8 protein-coding genes are annotated in these 10514 nt (G+C 68.3%); 1 reads left to right on the forward strand and 7 read right to left on the reverse strand.

Annotated elements, in window-relative coordinates; all coding sequences use genetic code 11:
• Together VJ693_RS04250 and VJ693_RS04255 are read right to left on the reverse strand one after the other, a co-directional pair.
• Nucleotides 1–906, reverse strand: a 906-nt coding sequence (locus tag VJ693_RS04250) for a TolC family protein (protein WP_324152221.1), incomplete at its 3' end; no start/stop codon positions are given.
• A 139-nt stretch (nt 907–1045) separates the two neighbouring features.
• Nucleotides 1046–1819 carry a ferredoxin--NADP reductase gene (locus tag VJ693_RS04255; protein WP_324152222.1) on the reverse strand — a complete coding sequence of 258 codons (774 nt, stop codon included), beginning with the start codon at nt 1817–1819 and terminating at the stop codon, nt 1046–1048.
• Between the two features lie 128 nt (nt 1820–1947).
• On the opposite strand from VJ693_RS04255, the gene VJ693_RS04260 reads away from it, so the two are divergent.
• Nucleotides 1948–3180 (forward strand): M20/M25/M40 family metallo-hydrolase, encoded by a 1233-nt coding sequence (locus VJ693_RS04260; RefSeq protein WP_324152223.1) that lies wholly within the window; start codon nt 1948–1950, stop codon nt 3178–3180.
• 12 nt (nt 3181–3192) lie between these two features.
• Here VJ693_RS04260 and VJ693_RS04265 read toward each other — a convergent pair whose 3' ends face one another.
• The 5 genes from VJ693_RS04265 to VJ693_RS04285 form a co-directional block, all read right to left on the reverse strand.
• A complete protein-coding gene (locus VJ693_RS04265) occupies nt 3193–4713 on the reverse strand; it encodes a sulfatase (protein ID WP_324152224.1) in 1521 nt (506 codons plus the stop codon).
• 99 nt (nt 4714–4812) lie between these two features.
• Nucleotides 4813–6318 carry a sulfatase gene (locus VJ693_RS04270; protein ID WP_324152225.1) on the reverse strand — a complete coding sequence of 502 codons (1506 nt, stop codon included), beginning with the start codon at nt 6316–6318 and terminating at the stop codon, nt 4813–4815.
• A gap of 148 nt (nt 6319–6466) precedes the next feature.
• Nucleotides 6467–7933 (reverse strand): sulfatase-like hydrolase/transferase, encoded by a 1467-nt coding sequence (locus tag VJ693_RS04275; protein WP_324152226.1) that lies wholly within the window; start codon nt 7931–7933, stop codon nt 6467–6469.
• A 110-nt stretch (nt 7934–8043) separates the two neighbouring features.
• Nucleotides 8044–9243: a CaiB/BaiF CoA-transferase family protein gene (locus VJ693_RS04280; protein WP_324152227.1), complete on the reverse strand. Its 1200-nt coding sequence runs from the start codon at nt 9241–9243 to the stop codon at nt 8044–8046.
• A 2-nt stretch (nt 9244–9245) separates the two neighbouring features.
• Nucleotides 9246–10427, reverse strand: a complete 1182-nt coding sequence (locus VJ693_RS04285; RefSeq protein ID WP_324152228.1) for an acyl-CoA dehydrogenase — start codon at nt 10425–10427, stop codon at nt 9246–9248.
• Nucleotides 10428–10514: the final 87 nt, after the last annotated feature.

The following is a 10514-nucleotide window of genomic DNA, read 5'->3' on the forward strand; positions in this document are numbered from 1 at the left end:
ATCCGGCCGGCGGCGCAGCAGGTCGGCCGGCAGGCCGACGGCCAGGCGCTGCAGCGCCGCCTCGGCCTGCGGCACACCCGCGTCCGGCATGGCTGCCGCCGCGGGCCGCCACTGGGCCGGCGACTGGCCGGTCAGCAGCGCGATCTGGTGCTCGTACTGGGCGATCTCGGCGGCCAGGCTGGGCAGGCTCGCCCGGGTCTGCTCGGTCGCCAGGCGCGACTGCTCGACATCGAGCGAACTGGCCAGGCCCGCCTGGGCCTTCCACTGTGCCAGCTCCAGTGTCTGTTCGAGGCTGGCCAGGCTCTCGCGCGTGATGCGCTCGCGCGCCTGCCCACCGCGCCATTGCACGTAGGCCAGCCCGAGCTCGGCGGCCAGCGTCATGCGGGTCGTGGCCAGGTCGGCCTGGGCGGCCTGCAGGTCGGCGCTGGCGGCGCTCAGGCCGGCCGCCTGGGCGCCGCTGAGATCGGGTTCCCAGCTGGCACTGAAGCCGAGCTTGTAGAGGTTGCTGGCGCTGGTGCGGCTGGCGCTGCGGCTGGCGCCGGCGGATACGCCCACGCTCGGGAAGAGGCCGGCCTCGGCTGCGGCGCGGGCCGCCTGGGCCTGGCGCAGGCTGGCCTGGGCGGCTTGCAGGTCGCGGTTGGCGGCCAACGCCTGCGCCATCAGCCGGTCGAGGCCGGTGTCGCCGAATTGCCGCCACCAGTGGGCGAGCATGGCCTCGTCGGGCGCTGCCGTACCGGCGGGGGCCGCGTCGGCGCGGGCCCAGCCGGCCAGTGCGTCGTCGGCGAGGCCGGGCCGGGTTTCGGGGACGGTTGTCGGTGCGGCGCAACCGGCCAGCAGCAGCGCGAGAACGAGGGCGGTGAGGGGGCCGGGTGGGCGCGCCGGTGGTCGGCTTGTTGTGAGGGGCATGACACGAGGTGGCGAGTTGACGGCCACTGGCGTGATGCTGCCCCGGACGCGCGAGTTGCTGGCGTCGCTTTTGTAAAGTATTTCGAGAAGTAATTGAGCGCGGTCAAGAAACCGGCCGCGCCCTTTTCCGACGCCCGACTTACTGGTCGACGAAGGCGCGCTCGATGACGTAGTCGCCCGGCGTGCTGGTGTTGCCTTCCTTCAGGCCACGGGCTTCCATCATGGTCTTCAGGTCGCGCAGCATCGCGGGGCTGCCGCAGATCATGACGCGGTCTTCAGCCGCGTTCAGCGGCGGCAGGCGCAGGTCACGGGCGAGCTGGCCGTTCTCGATCACGGTGGTCACCCGGCCCTGGTGCTTGTAGGGCTCGCGCGTGACGGTCGGGTAGTACAGCAGCTGGCGCGTGACCATCTCGCCGAGGAACTCGTGCGCCGGCAGGTCGCGCGTGAGGTAGTCGTGGTAGGCCAGCTCCTTCACCTCGCGCACGCCGTGCACGAGGATGACCTGCTCGAACTTCTCGTAGGTCTCGGGGTCGCGCACGATGCTCATGAAGGGCGCCATGCCGGTGCCGGTGGACAGCAGGTACAGCCGCTTGCCCGGAGTGAGGTAGTCGATCAGCAGCGTGCCGGTGGGCTTGCGGCCGACGATGACCGAATCGCCGACCTGGATGTGCTGCAGCCGCGAGGTCAGCGGGCCGTCGGGCACCTTGATGCTGAGGAACTCGAGGTGCTCTTCGTAGTTCGCGCTGACGATCGAATACGCGCGCAGCAGCGGCTTGCCTTCGACGCGCAGGCCGATCATCGTGAAGTGGCCGTTCGAGAAGCGCAGCGAGCTGTCGCGGGTGGTGGTGAAGCTGAAAAGGCGGTCGGTCCAGTGGTGCACGCTCAACACGCGTTCTTCATTGAAGGCACTCATGTTTCTTTTCTCGATTCGTGGGATGGGGCGGCATGGGTGAACCCGTTATTGTCGCCGAGCCGCCCGCGGCCCTGCTGCGGTGCAGCAACACCGTTCCTTGACCGACCTTAAGGTAAATGGAGACGCGCATGAATCCATCCCGCGCTGCCTGGCTGTCCAGCACCCTGGCGACATGCCTGGTGGGTACCGCGAGCGCCGGCCCGCTGGTCTGGGCCTCGATGGGCGAGGACGCCTACCGCCTGCTGCGCCGCGCGGGCGCACAGATGGAGCAGGTCGAACCGCACGCGCTGCCGAGCGAAACCATCTACCTGATGCGGGTCGACGAAGACGCGCTGCCGCGCCTGTCGCGCGATGTGCACGAGCAACTTCACCGCTGTGGCGGCTACATCGTGCACGCCTCGCGCGCCGAAGGCCGGCAGACACTGGCGCGCTTCAAGTCGGGCGTGGGGCCGCAAGGCAAGGTCAGCTATGCGATCGACGACGCGGCCGAGGTCAACGCGCTGCTGCCGCAGCTGCAGGAGAGCCAGGTGCGCTCGTCCATCGTGCAGCTGTCGACCGCCTACAAGAACCGCTACTACACGACGACCGGGGGCGTGAATGCGAGCGACGACCTGGCGCAGAGCTGGAAGCAGCTCGCGGCCGGCCGCACCGACGTGACGGTCAAGCAGTTCACCCACCCGAGCTGGCCGCAGAAATCGGTGATCCTGACGATCAAGGGCACGACGCGGCCGAAGCAGATCGTCGTGATCGGCGGCCACCTCGACTCGACCGTGGGCTTCACCAACGAGAACAGCATCGCCCCGGGCGCGGATGACGATGCCTCCGGCGTGGCCAGCCTGCAGGAGGTCGTGCGGGTGCTGCTGACGAGCGGCTACCAGCCGCGGCGCACCTTGCAGTTCATCGCCTACGCGGCGGAAGAGGTGGGCCTGCGCGGCTCGGCCGCCATCGCGGCCGATTACAGGGCCAAGGGCAAGAAGGTGGTCGGCGCGCTGCAGCTGGACATGACCAACTACCAGGGCGGCACGAACGACATCACGATGATCACCGACTACACCAACGCCGCGCAGAACCAGTTCGTGCGCGACCTGGCCGCCTACTACCTGCCGACGCTGGTGGTCAAGAACGATGCCTGCGGCTATGCCTGCTCCGACCACGCGAGCTGGACCAGCAACGGCTACGTGGCCTCGTTCCCGTTCGAGGCGCCGATGAGCCAGTACAACCCGTACATTCACACCTCGCAGGACACGATCGACAAATCCGGCAACACGGCGGATCACGCGATCAAGTTCAGCCGCCTGGCGCTGGCCTACGCGATCGAGCTGGGCAGTGACGGGCCGGCGCCGGTGGCGCCGCGCAAGTAGCCGCCGGCTGGCTCAGGGGGCGCGCTCGGCCGCTCGCAGGTTGGCGCCCGCGGAGGCCTTCAGCGTACCGAGCCAGCCGGCCAGGCGCGTCTTCAAGTCCGTCGGCGCGGTGGTGTAGATGTTGGTGAGCTGGTACGGGTCGACCGTGTTGTCGTAGAGCTCGAACTCGCCCGTCTCGTATTCGACGTAGGAGTGGCCATCGGCGGTGCGCAACCCCGAGAACGGAGCGATGGCGGGTGGCCGGTTCGCCTGGAACGGGTCGTCGGGCTCCAGCGTGCCGCTATTCGGTGTGGTCAGGCTCTGGTCGCCTGCGACATTCTTGTGCTCGAGCAGCAGCGCCTCACGCCAATCGGCCGGCGATTGGCCTCGAAGCAGGGGCATCAGCGAGCGTCCGTCGACGAAGCCGGGCGCGGCGATGCCGGCGATTTCCGCGAAGGTCGGGGCGTAGTCGACATTGGCCGTCATCAGGTTGACGGCGGTGTTGGCTGCCACACCGGGCCCGCGCACCAGCAGCGGCACGTGAAGGTCCTCCTCGAATGCGGTCATCTTGCCGGAGTCCAGGCGATGCAGGCCCTGGTGGTAACCGTTGTCCGAGGCGAAGACGACGTAGGTGTTGGCGAGCTGCCCCGTGGCCTGCAGCGCGCCGACGACGTTCTCGACCAGGTCATCGACCGCCTGCAGTGACTGCAGGCGCTTGCGGTACAGGTCGTCCATGTCGGCGATCTCGGTGTCGGTCAGCAGCGGGCGGATCTGAATCCACTCGGGCTTGTCGCTGACGTCGGCTTCGTTGAACGACCCGGTGCGTGGCACCTGCACGCCGGGGAACGCGTCGGCGTGACGCGGCGCCGGGATGGCCGGGGCGTGCGGCGCGTAGGTGGCGATGTAGGCGAAGAAGGGCTGGTCGGGGTATTGATCGACCGAGCGGTGGATGAAATCGGCCGCCTTGGCCGACAGCACGTCGGTCAGGTAGTCGGCCTCGGTCTCGCCATAGCTCACCGTGCTGCCGTTCTCGTTCAACGTGTAGTTGAAGTTCCGGTAGGGCAGCCCGCCGTTCGGGCTGTAGAACTCGGTCCAGCCGGGCGGGATGTAGGTCATCGACGGCGCACTGTCGGGGTAGCCGTTGAGGTACTTGCCGAACAGCGCGGTGCGGTAGCCCGCGCCGTGCAGCCAGGTGGCGATGGTCGACGATTCGAGGCCGCGCGAGTAGGTGCCGGCGAAGCCGCCGTCGGGGGCGCTGTTGCCGAAGATGCCGGTGTTGTGGGCGAACTGGCCGCGCAGCCCGGTGACCCGCGAGGGGCAGCACAAGGACAGGCTGACGTAGTGGCTGGAGAACCGCACGCCCTGGTCGGCGAGCAAGGCCTTGACCTTGGGCATCTGGGCCAGGCTGGCGAGGTCCTGGTCATCGGTCAGGATGAAGACGATGTTGGGGGCGTGTTCACCGGGCGGCGGCACGTTGCTGCCACTGTTGCCCCCCCCGCAGGCGACGTGCAACGCCAACACGATGATCGTCCCAAGTCGCAGCAACTTGCGCATGGTGTCTCCTGAAGGGTTGCCGAAGGGCCCAAAGATTCTGCCGACCCGGCGGGTCCGGGGCAACTGCGCGGTCGGGCTTTACCTTGCGAAACAGGGGGGTCAGGGCGGGCCCAGCTCGGCCTGGCGCAGCGCGGCGCCCGAAGCGTCCTTCAAGGTCGCGAGCCAGGATGCGAGGCGTTGCCTGGTGAAGGGCGGGGTGGAGTTGTAGACGTTGCGCAGCTGCGCGGGATCGCTGCCGTTGTTGTAGAGCTCGTGCTCGCCCGTTTCGTATTCGAGGTAGCTCGTTCCGTCCGCGACGCGCAGCCCGATGAAGGCGTCGATGGTGGCGCCCGCGCCGGTGATGCGGTCGAAGGGGTCGGCCGGCTCGAGCGGACTGTCAGCGCCGCGCAGTTGCTGCGAGGCGCCGGCCTTGTGCTCGAGCAGCAGGGCCTGGCGCCAGGTCGGCGGCGTCTGCCCGCGCAGAAAGGGCATCAGCGAGCGGCCGTCCACGAAGGCCGGCGCGCTGGCGCCGGCGATCTCGGCGAAGGTCGGCGCATAGTCGACGTTGGCGGTGAACTGGTCGACCGTGCGGCCGGCGGGCACGCCGGGGCCGCGCACCGTCAGCGGCACGAGGAGGTCCTCTTCGAAGCCTGTGTTCTTGCCCGAATCGAGCCGGTGCTGCCCCTGGTGGAAGCCGTTGTCGGAGGCGAAGAAGACGTAGGTGTCGGCGAGCTGGCCGGTGGACTGCAGCGTGTCGACGATGTTCTTCACCATCTCGTCGATCGCCAGCAGCGACTCGCGGCGCTTGCGATAGAGCTTGTCGATGTCCTTGATCTGGGTCGAGCTCAGCTGTGGCAGGGCGCGCAACCAGGCGGGTTTGTCGGACACGTCGCTTTCGTTGAACGAACTGGTACGAGGCGCCTTGATGTTCTTCAGCACGCCATCGTGGCGGGGCGCTGGCGTGGCCGGCGCGTGCGGCGCGTAGGGTGCGAGGTAGATGAAGAAGGGCTGGCTCGGGAAACGGGCGACCGAGTCGCGGATGAAGCTTGCCGCCTTGGCCGAGATCACGTCGGTCAGGTAGTCGGCCTCGAGGCCGCCGTAGCTGACCGTCACGCCGTTCTCGTTCATCGTGTAATTGAAGCCCTTGTAGGGCGTACCGCCGTTGGGGCTCATCCAACTCGTCCAGCCCGGCGGCACGTAGGTCGCCGACGGTGCCCCGTCGGGATAGCCATTGAGGTACTTGCCGAACAGCGCGGTGCGGTAGCCGGCGTCCTGCAGCCAGGTGGCGGCGGTGGAGCTCTCGAGCCCCCGGCTGTAGACGGTGCCGAAGCCGCCGTCGGGCAACTCGTTCTTGTAGATGCCGGTGTTGTGGGCGAACTGGCCGCGCAGGGTCGTCGTGCGAGACGGGCAGCACAGTGACAGGCTCACGTAGTGGCGGCGGAAGTTCGTGCCGCGGTCGGTGACCAGGACCTTGACCTGGCTCATCGTGGCGGCGGCCGCGTTGTCCAGGTCATCGGCCAGGATGAAGACGATGTTCGGTGACTTGGCGGCCGCCGATGCGGCCAGCGCGATACCCAGGATGCCGACGAGTACCGCCCACCACCGGCGTTGGAGACGCTTGGCCATGAACACTCCCTTGCGTGAGGTATTGGTTTGACCGTCGCAGGGACGGCGGGCCGATTCTTCGCGCGCCGGGCTGTTCGTGGCAACCTCAGGTCATGTTACGGATGTAACATTTTGAGCCATTTCGGCCAAGCGGCCGAACCCAGCTTGATCAAGGGGCGTGCAGTTCGGCCTGCCGAAGCGCCTCGCCGGAGGTCTTGTTCAGCACCGCCAACCACGAGGCCAGGCGAGTCTTCAGCTTGGTGGGGGCGCTGGCGTAGCGATTGCGCAACTGGCGCGGATCGACCAGGTTGTTGTACAGCTCGAACTCGCCCGTGGCGTACTCGACGTAGGTGCGGCCGTCGGCCGTGCGCAGGCCGGTGTAGTCACCGATCACCAGGTCGGCGGTGTCGAACGGGTCGGGCGGCTCGCGCGGCCCGGGCGGGGCCTTCAGCGGGGCGGCGACCTGGCGATGCGCGAGCAGCACGGCCTGGCGCCACTGTGCCGGTGTCTGCCCACGCAGGAAGGGCTGCAGCGACCGCCCGTCGACCCAGTCCGGCGTGGCCACGCCGGCAATGTCGGCGAAGGTGGGGGCGTAGTCGACGTTGGCGGTGAAGGCGTCGACGGTGGCGCCGGCCGGCACGCCGGGGCCGCGCACGCTCATCGGCACGAGCAGGTCTTCCTCGTAAGCCGTCATCTTGCCGGAGGGCAGCCGGTGCTGGCCCTGGTGGAAGCCGTTGTCGGAGGCGAAGAAGACGTAGGTGTTGGCCAGCTGGCCGGTGGCCTGCAAGGTATCGATCACGCCTTTGACCAACTCGTCCACCGCCAGCAGCGACTGGCGCCGCTTGCGGTACTTGGCGTCGATGTCGGCGATCTGCGTCTCGGTCAGCAGGGGTGTGTTGCGCAGCCAACCCGGCTTGTCGCTCATGTCGGCTTCGTTGAACGAACTGGGGCGAGGCGCCATGATGCCCGGCAAGGCCGTCGCATGACGCGGCGCGGGCGTCGCGGGCAGGTGCGGCGCATAGGTCGCGACATAGGCGAAGAAGGGCTGGTCGGGGTGCTGCTCGACCGAGCGGCGAATGAAGTCGTTCGTCTTGGCCGCAATGACGTCGGTCAGGTAGTCGGCAGCGGTGTTGCCGTAGGTGACGGTGTTGCCGTTCTCGTTCAGGCTGTAGTTGAACTCGGCGTAGGGGTTGCCGCCGTTCGCGGCGTACCACTCGGTCCAGCCCGGCGGAATGTAGTTGGGCGACGGCGCTGTGTCGGGGTAGCCGTTGAGGTACTTGCCGATCAGCGCGGTGCGGTAGCCGGCGTCTTGCAGCCAGGTCGCGACCGTCGATGCCTCGAGGCCCTTGGCATACGTGCCCTCGAAGCCGCCGTCGGGCGCATCGTTGCTCATGATGGTGCTGTTGTGCGCGAACTGGCCGCGCAACGTCGTCACGCGGGAGGGGCAGCACAGCGACACGTTGACGTAGTGGTGGCGAAAGGCCGTGCCGGTCTTCGTGATCAAGGCCTTGACCTGGGTCATCTTCGCGGCGGCGGCGCTGTCCAGGTCGTCCGTCAGGATGAAGACGATGTTGGCCGGCTTGGCCCATGCCGCACCCGTGAGGCTGACCAGCACGCACAGCCACAGCCATGCCATGCATCGAATAAAGCGTGCCATCGCGATCCCCTACGCCTTTGGTGCGGAGGATTCTGGTGGGCCGTGGCGGCGGCGCGTTGATCGCCCGCAAGCGAGCGGGGTGGCGCGCGTCAGCGTGCCGGCAATGGGGCCGGCCCCAGCCAGTCGGCCAGCACCTCGGCGGTGTGCTCGCCGAGCGCCGGCGGCGCCTGGCGGTAGGCGATCGGTGTCGCCGACAGGCGGATCGGGTTGGCCACCAGCGGCACGGGGCCGAACGCGGGGTGGGTCAGTTCGATCTTCATGCCGCGCGCCTGCACCTGCGGGTCGGCGAAGACCTGGTCGACCCGGTTGATCGGGCCGCAGGGCACGGCCTCGGCCTCGAGTGCGGCGACCCATTCAGCGGTGGTCTTCATCACCGTGGTCTGCCGCAGCAGCGGGATCAGCACACTGCGGTTCGCCACGCGCGCCGGGTTGGTCGCAAAACGCTCGTCGGCGGCCCATTCGGCGTGGCCGGCGATCGCGCAGAAGCGCGCGAACTGCCCGTCGTTGCCGACCGCCAGGATCATGTCGCCGTCGGCGGTCGGGAAGTCCTGGTAGGGCACGATGTTCGGGTGGGCATTGCCCAGCCGCTTGGGCGCCACGCCGCTGGCGAGGTAGTTGGCCGCCTGGTTGGCGAGCGTGGCGACCTGCACGTCCAGCAGCGCGAGGTCGATGTGCTGGCCTTCGCCGGTGCGGTCGCGGTGGCTGAGGGCCGCGAGCACGGCGATGGTCGCGTACAGCCCGGTCATGATGTCGACCAGCGCGACGCCGACCTTCTGCGGGCCGGCGCCGTTTTCGCCGTCGGCGCGGCCGGTCAGGCTCATCAAGCCGCCCATGCCCTGGATCAGGAAGTCGTAGCCGGCACGCGGCGCGTAGGGGCCCGTCTGGCCGAAGCCGGTGATCGAGCAGTAGACCAGGCGCGGGTTGACGGCTTCGAGGCTCTCGAAGTCCAGGCCGTAGGCGGCGAGGCCGCCGACCTTGAAGTTCTCGAGCACCACGTCGGCCTTGGCCGCGAGCGCGCGCACCTGGGCTTGCCCTTCGGGCGTGGCCAGGTCGATTGCGACCGAGCGCTTGTTGCGGTTCGCGCACTGGAAGTACGCCGCCTGGCGATCGTCGTCTTCCTTCGAGGCCACCCAGGGCGGGCCCCAGGCGCGGGTGTCGTCACCGGCACCCGGGCGTTCGACCTTGACCACGTCGGCCCCCAGGTCGCCCAGGATCTGGCTCGCCCAGGGGCCTGCGAGCACCCGCGACAGGTCGAGGACTTTCAGCCCCTGGAGCGCGCCCGTGGTCATGCTCAAAATGCCGCGATGCCGGTGATGGCGCGCCCCAGGATCAGCGCGTGCACGTCGTGCGTGCCCTCGTAGGTGTTGACGACCTCCAGGTTGACCAGGTGGCGTGCGACGCCGAATTCGTCCGAGATGCCGTTGCCGCCCAGCATGTCGCGCGCCATGCGGGCGATGTCCAGGCTCTTGCCGCAGGAGTTGCGCTTCATGATCGAGGTGATCTCGACTGCCGCCGTGCCTTCGTCCTTCATGCGGCCCAGGCGCAGGCAGCCTTGCAGGCCCAGCGTGATCTCGGTCTGCATGTCGGCCAGCTTCTTCTGGATCAGCTGGTTGGCGGCCAGCGGCTTGCCGAACTGCTTGCGGTCCATCGTGTACTGCCGCGCGGTGTGCCAGCAGAACTCGGCCGCGCCCAGCGCGCCCCAGGCGATGCCGTAGCGGGCGCTGTTCAGGCACGTGAAGGGGCCCTTGAGGCCGCGCACCTCGGGGAAGGCGTTCTCCTCGGGGCAGAAGACCTCGTCCATCACGATCTCGCCGGTGATCGAGGCGCGCAGGCCGACCTTGCCGTGGATCGCGGGGGCGGAGAGGCCCTTCCAGCCCTTCTCGAGGATGAAGCCGCGGATCTGGCCGCCGTCGTCCTTGGCCCAGACGACGAACACGTCGGCGATCGGGCTGTTGGTGATCCACATCTTCGAGCCGCTCAGGCTGTAGCCGCCGGCGACCTTCTTCGCGCGGGTCACCATGCTGCCCGGGTCGGAACCGTGGTTGGGCTCGGTCAGGCCGAAGCAGCCGATCCACTCGCCGGTGGCCAGCTTGGGCAGGTACTTGCGCTTGGTGGCTTCATTGCCGAATTCGTAGATCGGCACCATCACGAGAGATGACTGCACGCTCATCATCGAGCGGTAGCCCGAGTCGATGCGTTCGACTTCGCGCGCCACCACGCCGTAGCAGACGTAGTTCAGGCCAGCGCCGCCGTACTCCTCGGGGATGGTGGGGCCCAAGAGGCCCAGCGCGCCCATCTCGCGGAAGATGGCCGTGTCGGTGGTCTGGTTGCGAAAGGCGTCGAGCACGCGCGGGGCGAGCTTCTCGCGGCAGTAGGCGGCAGCGGATTCGCGCACCATGCGCTCATCGGCGGTGAGCTGCTGGTCCAGCAGCAGCGGGTCGTCCCAGTGGAAGGATGCTTTGGGTGTCTTCATGGCGGCGGCAGTCGGTAGGTTGCGGGAGTACGGCCCAGTTTAATCGGGGAGGCGATGCCCCTATAGCCCGGCAGTTCAACTTTCATC

Source organism: Ideonella sp., assembly GCF_035254525.1.
Lineage (GTDB): Bacteria > Pseudomonadota > Gammaproteobacteria > Burkholderiales > Burkholderiaceae_C > Ideonella.

What these genes read in the sequence shown, in the direction of transcription:
- VJ693_RS04275 (WP_324152226.1), bottom strand. Translation starts at nt 7,933, where the DNA reads ATGGCATGGCTGTGGCTGTGCGTGCTGGTCAGCCTCACGGGTGCGGCA.
- VJ693_RS04285 (WP_324152228.1), bottom strand. Translation starts at nt 10,427, where the DNA reads ATGAAGACACCCAAAGCATCCTTCCACTGGGACGACCCGCTGCTGCTG.
- VJ693_RS04260 (WP_324152223.1), top strand. Translation starts at nt 1,948, where the DNA reads ATGAATCCATCCCGCGCTGCCTGGCTGTCCAGCACCCTGGCGACATGC.
- VJ693_RS04255 (WP_324152222.1), bottom strand. Translation starts at nt 1,819, where the DNA reads ATGAGTGCCTTCAATGAAGAACGCGTGTTGAGCGTGCACCACTGGACC.
- VJ693_RS04270 (WP_324152225.1), bottom strand. Translation starts at nt 6,318, where the DNA reads ATGGCCAAGCGTCTCCAACGCCGGTGGTGGGCGGTACTCGTCGGCATC.
- VJ693_RS04280 (WP_324152227.1), bottom strand. Translation starts at nt 9,243, where the DNA reads ATGACCACGGGCGCGCTCCAGGGGCTGAAAGTCCTCGACCTGTCGCGG.
- VJ693_RS04265 (WP_324152224.1), bottom strand. Translation starts at nt 4,713, where the DNA reads ATGCGCAAGTTGCTGCGACTTGGGACGATCATCGTGTTGGCGTTGCAC.